The following is a 22,418-nucleotide window of genomic DNA, read 5'->3' as shown; positions in this document are numbered from 1 at the left end:
TGCCCGCCGCACGGCAGATGAACGAAATGCAAACGAGGGGACCATCACTGTGGGCGACATTTCCGCCGACTCACCGCAGGCCCTGCAACTGCCCGTCCGGGACGCCGGGCACGGCGTCCCGGACGGCGCCGGCAGCGGTACGCACTCCTGGACCGGCCCGGCGCCGGTGCCGGACGGCGCCGCCGCCGCCGACCTGTGGCACGCCGCGTTCGCCGTGCTCGTGCACCGCTACAGCGGCCAGGAGGACATCGTGCTGGCCCGCGCCTGCGGCGCGCACGGTACGCCGGTCGCCGTCCGCTCCGCGCTCGGGCCGGAGCCGGCCCTCCCCGCCCTCGCGCGGACACTCGCCGCCGCCCACCGGGAGGCCGTACGGGACTCCGTGCCCGGCGCGGAGGCCGACCTCGGCGGCGGGCTGCGGGTGGGCTTCCTGGAGTCGGACGGCACCACCCCGGCGCCGGAGGGCTTCGCGCTGCTGCTGGAGGCCCGGCCCGCACCGGACGGCCCGCGGTTCACCCTGCACCACGACCGGGCCCTGTTCCCCGCGACGCTGATCGCCCGGATGGCCGCGAACCTGGACACCCTGCTGTCCGACGCGGCCGCCCGCCCCGGGACGCCCGCGGCCGAACTGGCCCTGCTGTCCCCCGAGGAGCACCGCCTGCTGCGCGCCTTCAACGACACCGCCCGCCCCTACGACCGCGACACCCCGCTGCACGCCCTCGTGGAGGCCCAGGCCGCCCGCACCCCCGACGCCCCCGCCGTCGAATGGCGGGACAGGGTCCTCACGTACCGGGCGCTCGACCGGGAGGCCAACCGGCTGGCCCGTGCCCTGGCCTCCCACGGGATCGCCCCGGGCTCGCGGATCGGCCTCTCCCTGGGCCGCACGCACCACACCGTCGCCCTCCTCCTCGCCGTCCACAAGGCGGGCTGCGCGTACGTACCGCTCGACCCCGCCTACCCCGCGGACCGGCTGGCCGCCATCGCCTCCACCGCGGATCTGGCCGCCGTCGTCCACGAGGGCGACGGAGCACCGGGGTGGCTCGGCGACGGGCCCGTACGGGCACTGCCGTGGCGCGAGCTGTGGGAGAAGGCGCAGACGGAGGACGAGCGGCCCCCGGCCGTCACCGTCGGCCCGCAGGACACCACCCACCTCATCCACACCTCCGGCTCCACCGGCCTGCCCAAAGGCGTGGTGATCGGCCACCGCAACGTGACCGCCCTCCTCGCCTGGGCGCGGGACACGTACGCGGACGCCGACCTGCGCCGGGTGCTCTTCTCCACCTCCCTCAACTTCGACCTGTCCGTGTACGAGCTGTGGGCCCCGCTCACCCGGGGCGGCTGCGTCGTCGTCGTGGACAACGTCCTCGCGCTCACCGAGGACGAGGGGCTGCGCCCGAGCCTCGTCAACACCGTGCCCAGCGCCCTGAACGTGCTGCTCCAGCGCGGCGCGGTCCCCTCCTCCACCCGCGTCCTGAACGTGGCCGGCGAACCGCTGTCCCGGGAACTGGTGAACGAGGCCTTCGCGTCCACCGGCGTCGAACGGCTCTACAACCTGTACGGGCCCTCCGAGGACACCACCTACTCCACCTGGAAGTGCTTCACCGGCCCCACCGACGGCGCGCCCACCATCGGCGTGCCCGTCCACAACACCACCGCCCACCTCCTGGACCCGCTCGGCCGGCCCGTGCCTCTCGGCGCCACCGGCGAACTCCACCTGGGCGGCGACGGTCTGGCCGCCGGCTACATCAACGACCCCGAGCGCACCGCGGCCTCGTTCACCGCCGCGCCCGCGCACCTCGGCGAGGTGCCCGGCGGGCGGCTGTACCGGACCGGCGACCTGGCCCGGTGGACGGAGGAGGGCGAGCTCCGCTTCCTGGGCCGGCGCGACAACCAGGTGAAGGTGCGCGGCTTCCGCATCGAGCTCGGCGAGCTGGAGGCGGCGCTGCGCGGGGTCGTGGGCCTCAAGGACGTCGCCGCCCTGGCGGTGCGCGCCGGCGACGGCGACACCCGGCTGGTCTGCTACGTCGGCCTGGAGGGCTGGGGGTCCCCCCGGACGGATTCTGGGGGAGAGGTCGGCGTCGAGGCCATGGGCGCGCACCTGCGGGCCAAGCTGCCCCACTACATGCAGCCCGCGCGGATCGTCGTCGAAGAGCGGCTGCCGCGGCTGCCCAACGGCAAGGTCGACCGCAAGGCCCTGGCCGCCCGGGACGTCGACTGGGGGCAGCGGGCCGTCGACGGCGGGGCCTTCGACGACCCCGACGAGGCCGAGGTCGCCGGGGTCTGGTCGGATCTGCTGGGCTTGTCCCGGGTCTCCCCCGGTGTGGACTTCTTCTCCGTGGGCGGCCATTCTCTGCTCGCCACCCTGCTGGCGGCACGCCTGTCCGACGCGGCCGGCCGGTCCGTCCGGGTGGCGGAGATCTACCGGAACCGGACCCTCGCCGAGCAGGCCGCCCTGCTGCGCCGCACCCGCGGGGAAGCCGCGCGGGCGGCCGCCGTCCAGGCGGCGGCGCGGCCGGCGCAGCGGCGGCGGGCCGTCGCCGACACCCTGCGCGAGTCCGCGCGCGGCCACGGCGTACCGGGGGCCGGCGCAGCCGTGTTCCTGGACGGGGAGCTGGAGCTGACCTACCACGGCGTCACCGACACCGTCTCCGGTGCCGCGTACGGGCCGGACACCCGCCAGCGCGTCACCTGCGTCACCAAGCCGATGCTGGCCTTCGTCGCGCTGCGCCTGGTGGACCGGGGCCTGCTGGGGCTGGACGAGCCGCTGGACGGGCTGCTGCCGCAGGCGTTCCGGCGCCGCGACGGGGGCACCGTGAAGGTGACGCTGCGGCACCTCCTGTCGCACACCAGCGGGGTCGACGACTCGTACGAGGTGTGGCACGACACCGGCCTGCCCGACCTGGACTCCTACATCGCCACCCTGCCCGGCTACGGCCAGCTGTTCGAGCCGGGCGAGGTGTTCGCGTACTCGGCGGTGGGGACCTCGATCGTCGCCGCGCTGATCGAGAAGCTGCTCGGCGTCCCGTGGCGGCGCGCGGTCAACGAGCTGCTGCTCGCCCCGCTCGGGATACGGGAGGTTCCCGGGACCCTCACGGAGGGCGGCCACTACGGGGGGACGGTCTCGGCCGGCTACGTGTGGACCGAGCGGGTCAAGGGCTACGTGCGCCACGACCCGCCGCCGCAGACCATCGCCGACGACGCCGCCGGCTCGTTCTCCGTCTGCCTCACCCTGGACGAACTGGCGAGGATCGCGATGCTGGCCGTCGACGACGGCGTCGCCCCCGGCGGGGAGCGCCTGCTCTCGGCCGGTCTGGCACGCGAGATGCGCACGCCCCAGATCCCCGTCCCCGGCCACCACTTCATGCACGCCTGGGGCCTGGGCTGGCTGATGTTCGGGCCGTCCGCCTTCGGCTTCAACTCCAACGGCAGCGGCCACCACAACTTCATCCAGATCTTCCCCGGGCAGCGCTCGTTCCTGCTGCTGCTCGCCAACGCCTACCCGGCCTTCGGCCTCTACGAGGACCTGCTGAGGTCCCTCACCGGCGAGGGGCTCATACGCACCGGCCGCCCGTTCGAGATGGAACCCGACGACTGCGCGGGCCTGTACGCCTCCGACGGCTACCGGCTGGAGGTGCTGCGCGGCGCGGAGCACCTGCGCTACGCGTACTCGGAGCGGCAGCCCGGCGGCGCGTGGCTGTGCCTCGACGAGGGCGACCTGGTGCTGTCCGGCGCGGGCGGGTTCAGCTCGATGTCCGAGAAGAACGTCCTCGCCGGTTCGATCTCCTTCATCCCCACCCCCGGTACCGCCGTCCCGGGGTTCGTCCGCATCGGCCAGCGCTTCGCGAGGAAGACACGATGACCGACCCACTGCACCCGCAGCACCCGCTGCACCCCCCGCGCCCTTGCGCACCCGAGGCCCGGCACGTGGTCTTCGTGACCTGGAAGGCGGGCAACGCCCCCGCGTTCGAGGCCGCCAAGCGGCTCGGGCACCACGTGACGCTCATCCGCTCCCTGCTCATGGAGCAGGCGCAGAACATCGACTTCGGCACCTCCCCGTACGCGCGTTTCGTCGACCGGGTCCACGTCCTGAAGGACGCCACCGACCCCGTGGCGCTGCGCTCGTGCGTACGGGAGGTCCACCGGGAGCGCCCGGTCGACGGCTTCGTCGCCACCGTCGACGCGCTGGTGGTCCCGGTCGCGCGGATCGCCGAGGAGCTCGGGGTGCCGTTCACCGACGCCGCCGCGGCCGAGACCGCCAAGCAGAAGGACCGCTGCCGGGAGGTCCTGGCGGCGGCCGGGGTGGACGGCACCCGGTACGCGGTCGTCGGCGGCTTCGAGGAGGCCGCGGCCTTCGCGGCGGCCGGCGGGTACCCCGTCGTCGTCAAACCGGCCCGGGGCTCCGGGAGCGAGGGCGCCCACGTCGTCGCGGACGAGGAGCAGCTGGCCGGTGTCCTCGCCGGGGCCCCGGAGGGCGCGTACGCGGCGGGCATCCTCGTCGAGGAGTACCTGAGCGGGCGGTTCGTCTCCGCCGAGATCGGCCTGGCGCGCGGGCGGTTCCTGCGGCTGGCGGTCAGCGAGCGCTCCACCTGGCACCGGCACGAGGCCCTGGAGACCGGTACGACGATCCCGGCGGGCATCTCCGCCGAGGAGCACGACCGGGTGATGCGGTTCGCGGAGGAGGTGGTCGGCGCGGTCGGGCTGCGGCTCGGCGTCTTCCACGTGGAGGTGATGCTGGGCGCGGACGGCACGCCCCGGCTGATCGAGCTCAACCCCCGCATCATGGGCTCCTGCCTGCCGAACCTGTTCCGTCTCGCGGGCGGCGGGGACATCTTCGAGCTGCTCGTCCGGATCCACCTGGACGAGACGGTCGAGCGCGGTCCGACGGAGTTCGACGGGTACGCCACGGTCCGCTGGTTCGGTGCCGCCGACCCCGTGCCCACCCCGGAGCGGGTGCCCGACTCCGGCTGGGCCGCCGAGCGGTACGGCGACGCCCTGCACTCGTTCACGGTCCGCTTCCCCGAGGGCGACACCCTGCTGCCCTGCCGGGGCAACCTCGGGAACTTCGGCGAGGTCCAGGTGGTGCACCCCGACCGGGCGACGTCGATACGCATCGCGGAGGACGTCGTCGCCGGCACGGCCGAGCGGCTCGGTTTCGAGGTGACGAGGTGAGGACGACGACCACGACCGCGTTCTTCGACCAGACCCGCCGGCAGCTCGCCCGACTGGGCCTGCCGGACGGGGACCCGCAGCTCGCGCCCGACTCGGACGCCGTCTTCGCCGACGGCGGGCACTTCCGCATCGAGGTGCCGACGGTGAACTCGGTGGAGGCCGCCGAGCGGCTGCTGCGCGAGAGCCGGCGCCGGGGCTTCACGGTCAACCGCATCACCGAGACCCGCGGGATGTACCGGCACACGGCCCGGGAGATCGGCGAGTACGTGGCGCTCGGCGAGGAGTTCGGCGCCGAGGTCCTGATGTCGGTCGGCCCGCGCGCCACCAACGACATCGGGGCCGGGGCGCAGACGCCCGAGGGGGCCCGGATCGGCTACCGGCTGCGCGGCCAGGAGCAGATCGTGCGCGCCGTCGAGGACGTCAAGCGCGGGATCGGTCTGGGCGTGCGCGGGTTCGTCGTCTACGACGAGGGCCTGCTGTGGGTGCTGGGGCGGCTGCGCACCGCCGGTGAGCTGCCGGCCGGGATCCACCTGAAGGTGTCGGCGCACTGCGGGCAGGGCAATCCGGCGTCGGCGCAGATGCTGGAGATGCTCGGCGCGGACAGCTTCAACCCGGTGCGGGACCTGACGCTGCCGATGATCGCGGCGCTGCGGCAGGCGGTGACGGTCCCGCTGGACCTGCACGTGGACAACCCGCGGAGCTCGGGCGGGTTCATCCGCACCTACGAGGCCCCGGACATCGTCCGGGTGGCGGCGCCGGTCTACCTGAAGACGGGCAACAGCGCCCTGGACGGCCACGGCGTCAGCCCGTCGCCCGCGCAGCTGGACGACATCCTGCGCCAGGTCGAGCTGGTCACCGAGTTCGTCGGCCGGCACCACCCCGGGGCCAGGCAGAGCCGTGCCGGCTCCGCCGCCCCCGCCCTCGAAGCCGCCGGGAGCGTCCCCGCCCCCGGCCGCCGGACGGAGGTGTGAGCGATGTGCCGCATCCACGGCTGCTTCGGCGGGGAGCCCGCCGGGCGCGAGGTGCTCGACGCCGTCGCGGCGGCGATGTTCGAGGGCGGGCCGGACGCGCAGACCGTCCGGCGCGGTGCCGGCTGGGCGCTCGGCAACAACCGGCTCGCCATCCAGGGCGTCGCCTCCGGCGACCAGCCCTTCGTACGCGGCGCGCTGTGCTGCGTGTTCAACGGCGAGATCTACAACCACCGGCAGCTGCGCGCCGAGCTGGCCGCGCACGGCTACTCCTTCGAGGGCGACTGCGACGGCGACGTGCTGCTGCCGCTGTACGAGCTGTACGGCGACGCCTTCACCAGCCGGCTGGAGGGCATGTTCGCGATCGCGGTGGTCGACGAGCGGGAGGAGCCCTGCCTGAAGCTGTTCACCGACCACGCGGGCATGAAGTCGCTGTACTACTACGTGTCCGCCGACGGCCGCCGGCTGTGCTTCGCCTCCGAGCTGCGGGCGCTGTCCCGGTTCCCGGACTTCCCCGACGAGCTGGACCCGCTCGCGGTCGACCGCTACCTCGGCGGCAAGGCGGTCTGGGGGCCGGGGACCGTGTACACCCGGGTCCGTACCCTGGAGCCCGGCTCGGTGCTGCGCTTCGCGGACGGCCGCGAGACCCTGACCCGCACGGCCCTGGAGCCCGCCGAGGTCGACTGGGGCGGCGGCGGGCCGACCGTGGAGGCGGCGGCGGAGCTGCTGGACGGGCTGCTGCGCACGGAGATGGGCCGCATGCTCGACGCGGACGTGCCGGTGTGCGTGATCACCAGCGGCGGGCTCGACTCCAGCTACACCACCGCCCTGGCCGCCCACCTGGTGTCCGACGTGGCCTCGTTCAACATCGCCTACCGGGGTGACTGGCCGGCGGACGAGCGCCACTGGGCGGCCGAGGTGGCCCGCCACTGCGGTACGGAGCACCACCAGGTGCTCCTGGACCCGGCGGGCTTCCCGGAGCTGGTGGAGCGTTTCACCCGGCACCTCGACCAGCCGAACAACGCCCCGCACAGCCTGAGCACCTTCGCCCTGTTCGAGGCCGTGCACGAGGCCGGGTTCAAGGTGGCGCTGACGGGTGACGGGGCGGACGAGCTGTTCGCCGGGTACGCGCGGTTCACCAAGGCGGACCGGGACGGCGACTCCGCCTGGCACCGGGCCTACCAGGACACCATGGCCGTCGCCGGCCCGGCGGCGCTGGGCCGGCTGTACACGCCGGCCCATCTGGAGCGGGTACGGGCGGCCGGCGGGCACTTCGGCGACCTCAGCGGCGACGAACTGGCGCGCCGGGTGCGCTCGGGGCCGCACGGGAAGCTGGAGACGCTGCTGCGCTACGACCAGGCGGAGCGGTTCCCGTACTACATCCTGCGCCGCGTGGACCACCTGAGCATGGCCCACTCGGTGGAGGCGAGGATCCCGTTCCTCCAGCCGTCGGTGGTGCGGCTGGCGCACGCGCTGCCGGCCTCGGTGAAGGTGGCCGGGGACACGGTGAAGGCGCCGGTGGCGCGGGCGGCCCGGCCGTGGGTGCCGCGCAGCGTCATCGAACGGCCCAAGCAGCCGTTCACCCTGCCGGTGGCCGCGATGATCCGGCCGGGCGAGGCGCTGTACGACATGGTCGGCGACCTCCTCCTCGGCCCCGGCGCCCGCTGCGGCGACTACGTCCGCCGGGACGCCGTCCGCGAGCTGTTCCGCTCCCAGACCGAGAGCCCGGGGGCGCACGCCGCCGAACTGCTCTGGTCCCTCCTGGTCCTGGAGACCTGGCTCTCCGCCCGCGGCCCGGCCCCCGCGCCCCTCTAGGCCCCTCTCCCCCTCCTCCCACCCCGAGAATCGAGACAGGACATGACCGACACGCCCGAGTCCCGCCCCGCGATCACCTCGCTGCTGGCCGGCGTCACCGAGGCCGACATCCGCCGCGACCCGTTCCCGCACGTCGTGATCCGCGACGCGCTGCCGCAGGAGCTGTACGACGCCCTGGCGAAGTCGATGCCGACCGCGGAGTACATCGGCGAGCGGATCGGAAAGCCGATCACCTCGAACGAGCGCTACAACTACATGTCCGAGATGGTCCTGGCCGACGACACGATGGCGCGGGTGTGGAAGGACTTCGTGACCTACCACTCCTCCCCGGCCTTCTACGAGGAGTTCCTCGACCTCTTCCAGGAGGACCTGCTCGCCAACCTCCCGGAGGCCGAGCGGCTGGTGGGACCGCTGCGCGAGCTGCGCGTCGGCCGCCGCAACCGGGACGGCTTCGATACGCACGACATCCTGCTGGACTGCACGGCCGTCATCAACTCGGCGGTCACCGGCCGCCCCTCGGCCTACCGCGGGCCGCACGTGGACAAGCCGCACAAGCTGTTCGGCGGGCTGTTCTACATGCGCCTGCCCGAGGACGACGCGACCGGCGGCGACCTGGTGCTCTACAAGTACCGGCCGGGAGCGCACAAGTTCCACACCAGTGCCTCCGAGTACGGTGACAACCGCTTCGACATCGACCCGCAGTACGTCGAGGAGGTCACGACCGTCCCGTACCGGAGCAACACCCTGGTGCTCTACCCGATCAACCCGCTCGCCCTGCACGGGGTGTCGGTGCGCAGCCTGACCGAGCACCAGCGCCGTTTCATCGCCCTCGTCGGGGACCTGCCGCGGCAGCTCTTCGACCTCGCTCTCTGAGGGGGGACGACTGTGATCCCCTTCGATCAGCGCAGCGGGAAGATCTGGTACGACGGCGCCCTCGTGGACTGGGGCGACGCCCGGCTGCACGTGCTCAGCCACGGACTGCACTACGCCTCCAGCATCTTCGAGGGCGTCCGCGTCTACGGCGGCGAGGCGTTCATGCTGCGGGAGCACATCGCTCGGCTCGGCGCCTCGGCCCGGATCCTGGACTTCGAGCTGGAGCACACCGAGGAGGTGCTGTACGGGGCCACCCGCGCGGTGGTCGCGGAGGCGGGCATCACCGAGGGCTACGTACGGATGAACGCATGGCGGGGCTCGGAGATCATCCAGACGGCGGCGCTGAAGACGTCCGTGCACACCTCGGTGGCCGCGTGGGAGCTCCCGGCGGGCTACTACGCGGCGGAGGACGCCGTGGACCAGGGGATCTCCCTGGTCACGGGCCGCTACCGCAGGCCCTCGCCGGAGTACGCGCCGGTCAAGAGCAAGGCGGCCGGCAACTACATGATCGGCACGGTCAGCAAGAACGAGGCGCTGCGGGCGGGCTTCGACGACGCCCTGCTCCTCGACGACCGCGGGAACTTCGTCGAGGCGACCGGGGCGCACCTGTTCTTCACCAAGGACGGGGCGCTGTACACGCCGACGACCCGCTGCACCATCGACGGGATCACCCGGGCGTGCGTGCTGGCCATCGCCGAGCGGGACGGGATCGAGTGCGTGGTCACGGACCTGGCCCCGGCGTTCGCGGGGGAGGCCGACGGCGCGTTCCTGTGCGGGACCGCGTGTGAGATCCTCCCCGTCGGCCGCCTGGATGATCATCACTACGACGTCGCCGGGAACACGGTGACGCGCAAGGTCGTGGCGGCCTACCGGGAGCTGGTCCAGGGGCGCGCGCAGCTGCGCGTCCCCGTCGGCCCGGTCCGGTAGGAAGCCGTCACCACAGGGAAACAGGCCCCTTGCGAGGGGCCTCGGGAGCAAGGGCACGTGCATGGGAGCGGTGGATGCTCTGGAAAAACTCGCACCGGTGGTGCTGGCCTTCGGTTGCGGGGTCGTCCTGGCACGGCGGAAGGTGGTGCCGGCCGAGAGTTCCAAGGTGTTCGCGGACTACGCGTTCCTCTTCGCCGTGCCCTGCTTCCTCTTCGCGAACATCTACCGCAGCGACCTGGGGGCCCTGTTCAACTGGCGGGCCATCGGCGGTTACGCGGCCGCCGCGTGCGCCGCGGCCGCGCTGATCGGCGTACTGGCCTGGTTCCTGGGCGTACGCGATCCGCGCGGCGTGGCGCTGCGCATCATGGCCGCCGTCCAGGTGAACACGGCCTACTTCGCCGTGCCGGTGTTCATCATGCTGTTCGGGAACGCGGCGCCGATCTTCCCGGTGCTGCTGTTCCAGGTGTGCGTGCTGTCCCTGATCATCATCTCGATCATGGAACTGGGTCGGCCGGACCGGGTCGGGAGTCCGTTCCGGCGGCTCGGATCGGCCGTCGCCGCCTCGCTGATGACCCCGGTCGTCATCGCCTGCAACGCGGGCATCGTCCTCAACCTGCTGCCCGTCACGGTGCCCGGGGTCGTGCTCGACAGCTTCACCTTCGTCGGCGACAGCGCCTCGCCCGTCGCGCTGTTCGCCCTCGGCCTGCACCTGGGCGGCAGCGGGATCAAGATCCGCGGCACCACCGCGGAGGAGGTCTGGATCACCGGCTTCAAGTGCGTGGCGCTGCCGCTGATCACCTACGCCGTGTGCCGGTTCGTCTTCGGGGTGGAGGGCGAGTGGCTGAGCTACCTCGTCCTGATCGCGGCGATGCCCGCGCCCCAGAACCTCTTCATCTTCGCCCAGCGCTACGACGTCGGGGTCGACATGTCGGCCTCCCTCGTCGTCAAGAGCTCGGTCGTCGCCCTGCTGCTGCTCCCGCTGTGGACCCAGCTGGTGGCCCGTCCGTCCTGAGGCGGCCCGAGCCGTACCCATCTTCCGGAAAGGCACAACCGTGACGCAGACCGCGCAGTCCACCAGGATCTCCGTCGAGCAGGTGGCCGGCCGCATCGGGGCCGAGATCTCCGGGGTCGACCTGACCCGGGAGCTCGACGAGGCGGTGGTGGGCGAGATCCGCCGGGCCGTCCTCGCCCACCGGGTCGTCTTCTTCCGCGGCCAGGACATCACCCACGCCCAGCACATAGCCTTCGGCCGCCGCTTCGGCGCGCTGACCCGCAGGCCGGGCAAGAAGCACGGCGTGCACCCCGAGGGCCACCCGGAGATCCTCACCGTCGACCCGAAGGCGGACACCGAGCGCTACGGGTCCGACTTCGAGGAGCACTACCGCCGCAAGTGGACCTCCCCGCTGGCCGGCTGGCACAGCGACCTCACCCAGGCCGTCAACCCGCCCAGCCTCTCCATCCTGCGGGCCGAGCGGACCCCGGCCTTCGGCGGTGACACCCAGTGGACCAACACGGTCGCCGCGTACGAGGGCCTGTCGGCACCGCTGCGCGAGTTCGTGGACGGGCTGACCGCCGAGCACGCCTTCTTCACGGCCGTGCACCTGCGCCACTCCGACGAGCGCGACCGCGAGATCCTGGGGATCTACTGCGAGGACCCGCAGGTGGCCGTCCACCCGGTGGTCCGGGTCCACCCCGAGACCGGTGAGAAGGCCCTGTTCGTCAGCCCCGGCTCGACCACCCGGATCACCGGGTTCACCGAGCTGGAGAGCCGCCACCTGCTGGAGCTGCTGTTCCAGCACCTCACCAGCGCCGAGTACACGGTCCGGTTCCGCTGGGAGCCGAACAGCATCGCACTGTGGGACAACCGCAGCACCTGCCACTTCGCGCCCACCGACTTCGCCCACCTGGACGTCGACCGGGTGATGCACCGCGTGACGGTCCTGGGCGAGCCCGCCCGGGGGCCGCGCGGCTTCGTCTCGCAGCTGGTGGAGGGCGAGCCGATGCGGGCCTGGTAGACGGCCCGCCCCGGCGGGCATAGAGGTCGGGCCACGGACGTACGGATCCCGGAGTGCCCCATGAGCCCCACGAGCCCCAGCGCCGCCGATGCCTCCGGCGGGGGAGCCGAAGTCTCCCGCCGGGAGTTCGACGCCCTGTTCGATGCGGTCCGCACCTGGGGACGGTGGGAGGCGGGGACGGCCGGGCGCGGCGCGTGGAACGCGGTGACGGCGGACCACGTGCGCGCGGCCGCCGCGCTGGTCCGCTCGGGCACGTCCGTGCCCCTGGGGCGCCCCTGGGACACGGCCCCGGGGCCGGACAACGCGCGGCCGGCCCTGCACCACATGACCGACCTCGGGGACGTGGAGGAACCGGAGCCGTCCGCGTACAAGGACTTCCTCGGCGCCGACTACCACGGCAAGTCGGTCAGCCACCTCGACGCGCTGTCGCACATCGGCTACCGGGGGCGACTCTACGACGGCCGCTCGGCGCGCGAGGAGGCCGGCGCCGGGGGCGTCCGGTTCGGCTCGGTGGCGGCCCTCGGCCCGCTGGTGACGCGGGGCGTGCTGCTGGACCTGCCCGCGGTGCTGGGGGTGCCCTGGCTGGAGCCGGGGCACGCGGTACGGGCCCGGGACGTCCTGGCCGCCGAGGAGGCGCTCGGCGTGCGGATCGGGGAGGGCGACGCGGTCCTGCTGCGTTCCGGACGGTTCCGCCGCCGCCGGGAGCTGGGGCCCTGGGACCCGGCGACAGGCAGCGCGGGCTGGCACGTGGACGCCGTACCGCTGCTGGCGGAGCGGGCCGTGGTCCTGCTCGGTGCCGACGGGGACAGCGACGTACGCCCCTCGCCGGTGGAGGGGCTGCACTCCCCCGTCCACACCCTCGCCATCACGGCGATGGGGGTGCCCCTGCTGGACAACCTCGACCTGGAGGCGCTCGCCGCCGCCTGCGCCGGGGCCGGCCGCCACGCGTTCATGCTCGTGGTGTCCCCGCTGAACGTGCCGGGCGGGACGGGCTCGCCCGTCAACCCGGTCGCGGTGCTGTGACCCGTCCCGGCAGGGCCGTCCCGCCCCCACGCCCCGATAAATGTTGAGGAATATACTCAAACCGGGCCATCGAGACTGCTCCGACGAGGGAAGTGGTGCACATGGGGGTCGTCGACGACCGCACCGGCCCCGTGCAGTCCCGTGACCGGTTCCTGCACGGCGGCTCGGCCGAGTCGGTCGTGCGGAGCGTGCGCAGTCCGATCCTGAGTTCGTGGCAGCGCAGCGTGCTGCTGGGGCTGTCGCCGGACCAGACCGAGCTCCCGTTCACCGAGGACTTCGACGCGGAAGGCCCCGTCGTCCGCGCCGCCGCACCCGTGCTCGACCGGCTGGCCTCGCTCTTCGCGGGCAGCCGGATGAACATCTGCCTCGCCGACGGCCACGGCACCGTGCTCGAACGCCGCTTCGGCGACAAGTCGCTGCCCGGCCGGCTGCCGGCCATCCAGACCCAGCCCGGCTTCGTGTTCTCCGAACGGGTCGCGGGCACGAACGGGATCGGCCTTACCCTCGCGGAGCGGCAGCTCGTCCAGGTCAACGGCGCCGAACACTTCGCCGAACGCTCCCAGGCGAGCGCCTGCACCGCCGCGCCCATCCGCGACCAGCTCAGCGGGCACATCGAGGGCGTCCTGTGCCTGGGCTACCCCTACACGGACGCGGACCCGGCACTGGCCGCGGTCGTCCGCCGGGCCGCCGAGGCCATCGAACGGCGGCTGATGGAACAGAGTTCGGCACGCGAACGCGGGCTGCTCCAGGCCTACCTGGAGGCCGGGAACCTCGTCCGGGCCCACGGGGACGCCCTCGACGGGCATCCGGTGAGCCTGGCCGAGCTGCTGCTGAGCGAACTGGAGCAGAGCGACCACACGACCCTCAAGGAGAAGGCCACCGAGCTGCTGTCGGGCGCGCGCCGGGCCGCCGCGGAGGTGTCCCTGTCCCACGGCCGGCGGGTCACCCTCGTCAGCAGGCCCGTGACCAGCCCGGCCGGGGTGGAGGGGATCGTCGTCGAGGCGCTGCTGCCCGACGAGGAGGAGCACCACGCCCCCGCCCCCGCCCCCGCCCACGCGCCCCTGCACTCCCACGCCGCCCCGCCCCCGTCCGGGAGCGCGCCCGCCGCTGCCGCCCCGGGCACCGGCGCGGTCCGGGGGCTGGTGCTGGTCGGCGAGCCGGAGGTGGGCAAGTACGCCGTCGCCGCACGCCGTCGCCTGGAGCTGCTGGCCGAGGCCAGCACCCGCATCGGCACCACCCTCGACGTGGGCCGCACCGCCCGGGAGCTGGCCGAGACCGCGGTGCCCCGGCTGGCGGACTTCGTCACCGTGGACATGCCGGAGTCGGTGCTGCGCGGCGAGGAGTCCGGCGACCCGACCGGGGAACTGCTGCGCACGGTGGTGCACGGCATCCGCGACGACTGCCCCTTCTACCCGGTCGGCGAGCGGCTGGTGCTCCGCCCGACCACGCCCCACATGCGCTCCCTGGCCACCGGGCAGCCGGTGCTGGAACCCGAACTGAAGTCGGCGTTCGGCTGGATCGCCCAGGACCCGGAGCACGCCGAGCTGCTCCTCGCCCACAGCGTCCACTCGCTGATCACCGTGCCGCTGCTCGCGCGGGGCGTCGTCCTCGGCGTCGCCTGCTTCTACCGCTCCCGCAACCCCGCCCCGTACGGGGACGACGACCGCTCCCTCGCCCAGGAACTCGCCGCCCGCGCCTCCCTGTGCGTCGACAACGCCCGCCGCTACACCCGCGAGCACACCCTCGCCCTGAGCCTCCAGCGCAGCCTGCTCCCGCACGGCATGCCGGAGCAGAGCGCCGTCGAGGTCGCCCACCGCTACCTGCCCGCCGAATCCGGGGTGGGCGGCGACTGGTTCGACGTCATCCCGCTGTCCGGGACCCGCGTCGCCCTCCTCGTCGGCGACGTCGTCGGCCACGGACTGCACGCGGCGGCGACCATGGGCAGGCTGCGCACCGCCGCCCGGAACTTCGCCGAACTGGAACTGGCCCCCGACGAACTGCTCACCCACCTGGACAACCTCATGGTGCGCCTGGACCGCGAGGAGGGCGGGGACGACCCGGCCCTCGGCAGCACCGCGATCGTCGGCGCCACCTGCCTGTACGCGGTCTACGACCCGACCACCCAGCTGTGCACCATGGCCCGCGCCGGCCATCCGCCGCCCGCCCTGCTGCTGCCCGACGGCACCGTGACCTTCCCCGACCTGCCGGCCGGGCCGCCGCTGGGCCTGGGCGGCCTGCCGTTCGAGTCCGCCGAGGTCCACCTCCCCGAGAACAGCCGGCTGATCCTCTACACCGACGGGCTCATCGAGGACCGCCACCGCGACATCGACCTCGCCCTCGAACAGCTGCACCACACCCTGGCCACCGACCCCGGCCGGTCCCCCGAGGACACCTGCCAGGCCGTCCTGGACGCCCTGGCCCCCGAGCACCCCGCCGACGACATCGCGCTCCTGGTCGCCCGCACCCGCGCCACTCCCCCGGACCGGATCGCCGCCTGGGAGCTGCCCGCCGACCCGGCCCGCGTCTGCGACGTCCGTGCCGCGGCCATGGAGCAGCTCGGCCGGTGGGGCCTGGAGGAGTCCTCCTTCGCCGCGGAGCTGCTGCTCAGCGAGCTGGTCACCAACGGGATCCGGTACGGCGGCGGCGCGCCCGTGCGGGTGCGCCTGATCCACGACCGCACCCTGATCTGCGAGGTGTACGACTCCAGCAACACCGCCCCCCGGATGCGCCAGGCGGCCAACACCGACGAGGGCGGCCGGGGCCTGTTCCTCGTGGCGCAGCTCGCCCAGGCCTGGGGCACCCGCTACACGCCCGACGGAAAGGTCATATGGGCGGAATGCGCCCTGGACGCGGCGTGACCCGGTCCCGGCGGCAAGGTCATCTAGAGTCGAGGAATGAGCCCACCTCCGCGTTCCGGTGGAGAACCCCTCGTCCGCGTGCGCGGTCTGCGCAAGCGCTTCGGCGGCACCCTCGCGCTGGACTCGGTCGACCTCGACCTGTACCGCGGCAGCGTCCTGGCCCTGCTCGGCGCCAACGGCGCCGGCAAGTCCACCCTCATCAAGGTGCTCGCCGGGGTGCACCACGCCGACGCGGGCGAGGTGACGGTGGCCGGCCGGCCGCTCGGCTCCCACGGCACCGCCCGGCACCTGTCCTTCATCCACCAGGACCTCGGACTCGTCGAGTGGATGACGGTGGCCGAGAACATCGCCCTGGGCACGGGCTACCCGCGCCGCGCCGGCCTGATCTCCTGGCGGCGGACCCGCCGGCAGTGCGAGGAGGCCCTCGGGACAGTCGCCGGGCACCTCGACGCCGACGCCCGGATCGCCGACCTCGCCCCCGCCGAGCGCTCGCTGGTCGCCCTCGCCCGCGCCCTGGCCGCGCGGGCCGAGGTCATCGTCCTGGACGAGCCGACCGCCACCCTGCCCGCCGCCGACTGCGCCCGGCTGTTCGGCGTACTGCACGCCCTGCGCGACCGGGGGCACGGCATCCTCTACGTCAGCCACCGGCTGGACGAGGTGTACCGGGTCGCCGACGCGTTCGCCGTCCTGCGCGACGGCCGCGTGGTGGAGCACGGCCCGCTCTCCGGGTACGACCCCGGCCGGCTGGTGCGCGCCGTGGTCGGCCACGAGCCGGCCACCCGCCGCCCCGCCGTACCGCCGGCCCCGGCGGCCGGACCGCCGCTGCTGCGCCTGGACGGCGTGCGGACCGGGCACGCCGGACCGGTCGGCCTGGAGCTGCGGGCCGGGGAGATCCTCGGCATGGTCGGCCTGACCGGCGCCGGGCACCGGGAGCTGGGCCGTGCGCTGGCCGGCGTCCTGCCGGTGCGCGGCGGGCGGGTACTGCTGGGGGGCCGCCCGTACCGGCCTCGTACGGTCCGGGACGCCGTCCGGGCCGGGGTCGGCTTCGTGGCCGGGGACCGTCAGGCGGAGGGCTGCGCCCCGGAACTGACGGTACGGGAGAACTTCCTGGCGAACCCGGGCGCCGCCGGGGTCCCGGCCTGGCGCTGGACCCCGCCCCGGCGGGAGCGCGCCGAGGCGGCCGAGCTGATCGGCCGGTTCTCCGTACGGCCCCCGGACGGTGAGGTGCCCATCGCCACCCTGTCCGGCGGCAACCAGCAGAAGGTGATGGTCGGCCGGTGGCTGCGGGGCGGGCTGCGGCTGCTCGTCCTGGAGGAGCCGACGGCCAGTGTGGACGTGGGGGCCAAGGCGGTGGTGCACCGGCTGCTGGACGGGGCCGCCGCGGCCGGCGGGGGGGTGCTGCTGGTCTCCTCCGACTTCGAGGAGGTCGCGGACCTCTGCCACCGGGCGCTGGTCTTCGTCCGCGGGACGGTGGGCGCCGAACTCGCGGGCCCGGAGCTGACCGTCACCGGGCTGACCCGGACGGCCTCGGCCGTGCCGGCCGTCACCGGACCCGCGACGGCCCCATGACCCCTCCCCCGCCGACCCCGTCCCCGCTGGAGCGGCTGCGCGGGCACCACATCGGCAGCCTCGGCCTGCCGGTCCTGGCCGCCGTGCTCTTCCTGGTCTTCTCGCTGCTCCTGCCGCAGACCTTCCCCACCCGGGAGAACGTCTCCGCGATCCTGTCGAACCAGGCGGTCCCGGCCGTCCTCGCGCTGGGGGCGACGGTCCCGATCGCCACGGGCAGGTTCGACCTGTCCATCGGCTACGGACTGGGGCTCGCGCACGTGATGGTGATGCGGCTCGTCACGGACGGCTGGCCCTGGCCCCTGGCCTGCCTGGTGGTGGTGTGCGGGGGCCTGCTGGTGGGGGCGCTGACCGGGGTGGTCGTCGAGTTCGGGCAGATCGACTCCTTCATCGCCACCCTGGGCACCGGCAGCATGATGTACGCGGTCACCGGCTGGGTGACCGGCGGCGCCCGGATCGTGCCCGGCCCGGAGGGCCTGCCGGCCGGCTTCACCGCCCTGTACGACGCCCGGTTCCTCGGGCTGCCGCTGCCGGCGTTCTACGTGCTGGCCGTGGCGGCCGTCCTGTGGGTGGTGCTGGAGCGGCTGCCGGCCGGCCGGTACCTGTACGTCATCGGCTCGAACCCGCGCGCCGCCGCCCTGATCGGCGTCCCCACCCGCGCGTACTGCGTGGCCGCGTTCGCCGGGTCGGGCCTGGTCACCGGTTTCGCCGGGGTGCTGCTCGCCGCGCAGCAGCAGACCGGCAACCCGAGCACCGGGCTGGACTACCTGCTTCCGGCCTTCGTGGGCGCCCTGCTCGGGTCCACCACGATCAGGCCCGGCCGCGCCAACGCCCTCGGCACGGTCGTGGCCGTGGCCGTCCTCGCCGTCGGGCTCGCCGGGATCGGCCAGCTCGGCGCCCAGTTCTGGGCCACGCCGCTGTTCAACGGCGGGACCCTGCTCATCGCCGTCGGCCTGGCCGGCTACGCGGCCCGCCGCCGCCTGCGCGCCGGCACCGCCGCCTCCCGCCGGCCGCCCACGGCGGGCCATGACGGCCCTCCGTAGCCCCACACCCCCTGCCAGGAGCACCGTGTTCCCGAAGCACATCCCCCCGAGAACGCCCGTCGCGGCCGCGTGCCTGCTCGCGGCGGCCGCCGCCCTCCTGGCCGGCTGCGGCGGCGGTCCGCCGTCCGGCAACGGGCCGTCGAAGGGGGCCGGCTGTCCGGAGGCGCTGCCCCGGGCCGAGGCCGCCGTCCGGCGGGCCGAGACCGCGGACGCCTCCTGGAACGGGCCCGCCTCCGGTCCGGCGGCCGTGCCCGGCAAGAGCATCGTGTACGTCGCGCAGACGATGACCAACCCGGGCGTCGCGGGAGTGGCCCGGGGCGTGGAGGGAGCGGCGAAGGCCATCGGCTGGACGGTCCGGGTGATCGACGGGGACGGCACCCCGGCCGGCATCCAGGCGGCGCTCAGCCAGGCGGTCACCCTGAAGCCCTCGGGCATCGTCATCGGCGGTTTCGACCCCCGCCCGGCCTCGCGGCAGATGGCGGCGGCCCGCGCCGCGGGCATCCCGGTGGTCGGCTGGCACGCGGTGGACTCCCCCGGCCCCAGCGGGGACCCGGCACTGTTCACCAACGTCACCACCAGGGTGGAGGACGTGGCGCGGATCAGCGCGGACTGGATCATCGCCCGGTCCGGGGGTGACGCCGGGGTCGTCCTGTTCACCGACGACTCGATCCCCTTCGCCCGGAACAAGGCCGACCTGATCGAACGGGAGCTGGCCACCTGTTCCGGTGTACGGCTCCTGACGTACGAGAACATCCCGATCCCGGACGCGAGCAGCCGCACCCCGCAGGCGGTCTCCTCGCTGCTCGCCCGTTTCGGGAAGGACTGGACGCACTCGGTGGCCATCAACGACCTGTACTTCGCCGACGCCGCCCCGGCGCTGCGGGCGGCCGGACGCCCGGGCGGGGGGCCGCCGCTGAACATCGGCGCGGGCGACGGCGACCCGTCCGCCTTCCAGCGCGTCAACAGCGGGCAGTTCCAGGCGGCCACCGTCCCCGAGCCGCTGTCGCAGCAGGGCTGGCAGATCGTCGACGAGTTCAACCGCGCCTTCGCCGGGCAGCCCGCCAGCGGCTACGTGGCACCCGTCCACATCGCCACGGCGGGCAACAGCCGGGGCGCCGACTCCTGGGACCCGCCGGGCTACCGCGAGGCGTACCGGAGGATCTGGCAGGCCGGGGAGCCTCATGAGTGAAGCTTCAACCACCCTTCTCCGCAGGAGAGTTGACCGCCGCCCGATATGACCGGCGCCCTGCGCGCGTGGCATGATCAACCTTCACGTTACCTACCAGTAACGGGACTTCCCCCCAATTCGAAGGTCACACCCACGTGCGTACGCTCGCCAGACGCCTCCTGCTGCCCGGACTGACCGCCCTCGCGCTCACCACCGCCGGCTGCTCCTCCCCGGCCCCCGTGAACACGGCCGGACCGGGCAGCCCGGCAGCCCTCCCCTCCGCCTCCGACGGCACCCAGCGGCTGGACGTGGACGCCGCGCCGCAGGGAGCGGGCACGCCCTCGGCCATCGCCCGCACGCGCGGCGCCCAGGGTCCCGAGAAGGCCCCGCTGAAGGTCGCCTCCTACGACAAGGCCAGCGGACGCGCCGTCATATCCGCGGCCCCGCAGGGCGGCGGCCCCTCGCCGAAGCGGTCCGCCGCACCCTCAGCCGGCCCGTCCGCCGGCTCCTCCGCCGCGGCCGCCGGGCCCGTCGCGGTGGGCGACGTCATCGCCAGCGCCCCGGCGCCCGGCGCCCCCGACGGCCTCCTCGCCAAGGTCACCGAGGTCGTCGGCAAGACCGACCGCGGCACCGAGGTGAAGACCGCGCCCACCACCCTGGCCGCCGCGCTCGGCGACGACAAGGCCGACGGCAAGGTCCCCGTCGACCCGGCCTCGGTGGTCGTCGAACCCCTGATGAAGGGCGTCACCTTCTCCTGGGCCAAGGGCTCCGGCGTCACGTTCGGCCCCCAGGGCGCCAAGCTGCCCCTGGGCAACCTGCGGCTCGACGTGGACGCCGCCGTGGACACCGCCAAGGACGCCCCCGCCTCGGCCGGCGCCTCGGTGACCGGCTTCGTCCAGCTCGCCCCGCAGGTCGAGTTCTCCTACGACGGCGGCAAGGGCGGCGCGGGCCGCGGCCCGGACGCGGCGTTCCTCGGCATGAGCGGCGACTGGTCCTCCCAGTGGGCCCTGAAGGGCCGGGCCGCCGCGAGCACCGGCGCGCCCAAGCGGATCCCGTTCGCCAAGCTGCGCAGCAACCCCGTCCTCCAGGTCGGCCCGGTCCCCGTCGTCGTCAACCTCGAACTGACCTGCTACGTACAGGTGGAGGCAGACGGCAAGGTCACCCTCGACGTCCGGCAGGACGTCAAGGGCGACTTCCGCGTCGGCGGCGGCTACGCGACGGGCAAGGGCTGGACCCCGGTCAGCACCTCGGCCGTGCACAGCACCCCGGTGAAGGCGGCCGTCACCGCCGCCGGCCGGGTCAAGGGCGCCCTCGGCGCCGAGGCCTCCGTCGGCCTGTACGGGGCCGTCGGCGTCACCGCCGGCTTCGCGCCCTACCTGCGCGGCGAGGCCGACGCCTCGGCGAGCGCGTCCAGTGACGGGAAGACCTCGGCGAACGGCTCCTGGGCGCTGTACGGCGGCTTCGACCTGAGCGGGCAGCTCCAGCTCCAGCTGTCCGTGTTCGGTACCCCGGTCGTCGAGCGGCGCGTCCCGCTGGGCGCCCTGCACCGCGAATGGCCCCTGGCGAGCGGCCGCGCCGGACTGTGACCCGGCCCGCCCGGCCGGCCCGCCCCGCGGGGCGGGCCGGCCGGGCGGCGGGTTCCGGTCAGGCGGCCGGTTCCGCGCCCGGCGGCGGGGGCAGCGGCGGCAGGGTCGGGCCGTGCAGCCAGGCCGCGAACAGGCCGTCCAGCGGCCCGGCGGCGTACAGCGCCGCGTGGGCGGTGAAGGCGGCCGTGGTGACCACCCCGTGCCGGTGCAGGGCCGCCCAGTCGCGGAGCATCCGGAAGAACGCCCGGTCGCCCAGGGCGCAGCGGACGGCGTGCACGGCCAGGCCGCCGCGCTGGTAGAGCCGGTCGTCGAACATCAGCCTGCGGCCGGGGTCGGCCAGTCGCAGGTCCTGCGGCAGCCCGGCCAGCAGCCGGTGCGCGGCGGTCGCGTGCTCGTGCGCGGTGCGCCCGCCCGAGCGCTCCGACCAGAGCCATTCGGCGTACTTGGCGAAGCCCTCGTTCAGCCAGATGTGGCGCCAGTCGGCGATGCCCACGCTGTTGCCGAACCACTGGTGGGCCAGCTCGTGCGCGACCAGCCGCTCGGAGCCGCGCGCCCCGTCCACGTGGTTCGTGCCGAACAGCGACAGCCCCTGGGCCTCCACGGGGACGTCGAGCTCCTCGTCCGCGACGACCACCGCGTACTCGCCGAAGGGGTAGGGGCCGAAGAGCTCCTCGAACAGCCGCATCATGGCGGGCTGCCTGGCGAAGTCCCGGGAGAACCGCGGCAGCACGTGCGCGGGCACGTGGGCGGTCTGCGGCACCCCGCCGAGGCCCGGGTCGCCGAGCAGCACCGTCTGGTACTGGCCGATGGCCAGGCCGACCAGGTAGCTGGCGGTGGGGGCGGACTGCTCGTACACCCAGGTGGTGGTGCTGGCCCGGGTGGTCCGGGTGAGGAGGCGGCCGACGGCGGCCACCGTGTAGGCCGACGGGGTGTTCAGCGAGATGTGGTAGGCGGCTTTGTCGGCCGGCCGGTCGTTGCACGGGTACCAGGAGGGCGCCCCGACGGGCTGGCTGGCCACGAGCGCCCCGTCGGTCAGCTCCTCCCAGCCGATGCCGCCCCAGGGGCTGCGCACGGGTTTCGGGTTGCCCGCCCAGTGGACCTCGACGGTGAACGCGGCGCCGGCCCGCAGGGCCTTGGCCGGCCGGACGCGGAGCCGGCCGGCCCGGTGGGTGTAGTGCGGGGCCCGGCCGTCCACCAGGACCCGGCCGATCCGGAAGGCGGCCAGGTTCAGGTGGAACTCGGCCAGCGGGGCCGGCCCGGCGATGGCGCTGAGGCGGGCGGTGCCGGCCAGGCGGTTGGGTCCGGGCCGGTACTCCAGGGCGAGTTCGTAGCGGTGCACCCGGTAGCGGGGGTCGCCGTTGTCCGGGAAGTACGGGTCCGCCGTCGTGCTCTGGCCAGTCATCGCCGGTT

15 protein-coding genes are annotated in these 22,418 nt (G+C 74.2%); 14 read left to right on the top strand and 1 reads right to left on the bottom strand.

Annotated features, from left to right (window positions below):
• The first annotated feature begins 49 nt into the window (after positions 1 to 49).
• The 14 genes from OG553_RS33425 (at position 50) to OG553_RS33360 (ending at position 21,008) form a co-directional block, all read left to right on the top strand.
• Positions 50 to 3,856 (top strand): non-ribosomal peptide synthetase, encoded by a 3,807-nt coding sequence (locus OG553_RS33425; RefSeq protein WP_405982586.1) that lies wholly within the window; start codon positions 50 to 52, stop codon positions 3,854 to 3,856.
• Entirely contained in the window at positions 3,853 to 5,166 is a 1,314-nt protein-coding gene (locus OG553_RS33420; RefSeq protein WP_405982585.1) for an ATP-grasp domain-containing protein, read from the top strand. The genes OG553_RS33425 and OG553_RS33420 overlap by 4 nt, the downstream gene beginning before the upstream one ends.
• Positions 5,163 to 6,137, top strand: a complete 975-nt coding sequence (locus OG553_RS33415; RefSeq protein WP_405982584.1) for a peptidase — start codon at positions 5,163 to 5,165, stop codon at positions 6,135 to 6,137. The genes OG553_RS33420 and OG553_RS33415 overlap by 4 nt, the downstream gene beginning before the upstream one ends.
• Positions 6,138 to 6,140: 3 nt before the next feature.
• Positions 6,141 to 7,949: an asparagine synthase (glutamine-hydrolyzing) gene (asnB, locus tag OG553_RS33410; protein ID WP_405982583.1), complete on the top strand. Its 1,809-nt coding sequence runs from the start codon at positions 6,141 to 6,143 to the stop codon at positions 7,947 to 7,949.
• Positions 7,950 to 7,991: 42 nt separating this feature from the next.
• A complete protein-coding gene (locus OG553_RS33405; RefSeq protein WP_405982582.1) occupies positions 7,992 to 8,822 on the top strand; it encodes a hypothetical protein in 831 nt (276 codons plus the stop codon).
• Positions 8,823 to 8,834: 12 nt separating this feature from the next.
• A complete protein-coding gene (locus OG553_RS33400) occupies positions 8,835 to 9,749 on the top strand; it encodes an aminotransferase class IV (RefSeq protein WP_405982581.1) in 915 nt (304 codons plus the stop codon).
• Between the two features lie 61 nt (positions 9,750 to 9,810).
• On the top strand, positions 9,811 to 10,761 hold the full coding sequence (locus OG553_RS33395; RefSeq protein ID WP_405982580.1) for an AEC family transporter: 951 nt from the start codon (positions 9,811 to 9,813) through the stop codon (positions 10,759 to 10,761).
• Positions 10,762 to 10,801: 40 nt separating this feature from the next.
• Complete coding sequence (locus OG553_RS33390) at positions 10,802 to 11,764, top strand: TauD/TfdA dioxygenase family protein (protein ID WP_405982579.1); 963 nt, start codon at positions 10,802 to 10,804, stop codon at positions 11,762 to 11,764.
• Positions 11,765 to 11,824: 60 nt separating this feature from the next.
• On the top strand, positions 11,825 to 12,787 hold the full coding sequence (locus OG553_RS33385; RefSeq protein WP_405982578.1) for a cyclase family protein: 963 nt from the start codon (positions 11,825 to 11,827) through the stop codon (positions 12,785 to 12,787).
• Positions 12,788 to 12,888: 101 nt separating this feature from the next.
• Complete coding sequence (locus OG553_RS33380; protein WP_405982577.1) at positions 12,889 to 15,645, top strand: SpoIIE family protein phosphatase; 2,757 nt, start codon at positions 12,889 to 12,891, stop codon at positions 15,643 to 15,645.
• Positions 15,646 to 15,681: 36 nt separating this feature from the next.
• Complete coding sequence (locus tag OG553_RS33375; protein ID WP_405982576.1) at positions 15,682 to 17,214, top strand: sugar ABC transporter ATP-binding protein; 1,533 nt, start codon at positions 15,682 to 15,684, stop codon at positions 17,212 to 17,214.
• The gene (locus OG553_RS33370; RefSeq protein WP_405982575.1) at positions 17,211 to 18,254 is read left to right on the top strand and encodes an ABC transporter permease; all 1,044 of its coding nucleotides are present in this window, start codon (positions 17,211 to 17,213) and stop codon (positions 18,252 to 18,254) included. The genes OG553_RS33375 and OG553_RS33370 overlap by 4 nt, the downstream gene beginning before the upstream one ends.
• Positions 18,255 to 18,294: 40 nt before the next feature.
• Complete coding sequence (locus OG553_RS33365; RefSeq protein WP_405983209.1) at positions 18,295 to 19,443, top strand: substrate-binding domain-containing protein; 1,149 nt, start codon at positions 18,295 to 18,297, stop codon at positions 19,441 to 19,443.
• A 134-nt stretch (positions 19,444 to 19,577) separates the two neighbouring features.
• On the top strand, positions 19,578 to 21,008 hold the full coding sequence (locus tag OG553_RS33360; RefSeq protein ID WP_405982574.1) for a hypothetical protein: 1,431 nt from the start codon (positions 19,578 to 19,580) through the stop codon (positions 21,006 to 21,008).
• A gap of 58 nt (positions 21,009 to 21,066) precedes the next feature.
• Here OG553_RS33360 and OG553_RS33355 read toward each other — a convergent pair whose 3' ends face one another.
• Positions 21,067 to 22,410, bottom strand: a complete 1,344-nt coding sequence (locus OG553_RS33355) for a M1 family metallopeptidase (RefSeq protein WP_405982573.1) — start codon at positions 22,408 to 22,410, stop codon at positions 21,067 to 21,069.
• Between the last annotated feature and the right edge of the window lie 8 nt (positions 22,411 to 22,418).

This window comes from Streptomyces sp. NBC_00158 (assembly GCF_045160885.1).
Lineage (GTDB): Bacteria > Actinomycetota > Actinomycetes > Streptomycetales > Streptomycetaceae > Streptomyces.
This window is presented reverse-complemented; position numbering and strand designations above follow the sequence as displayed.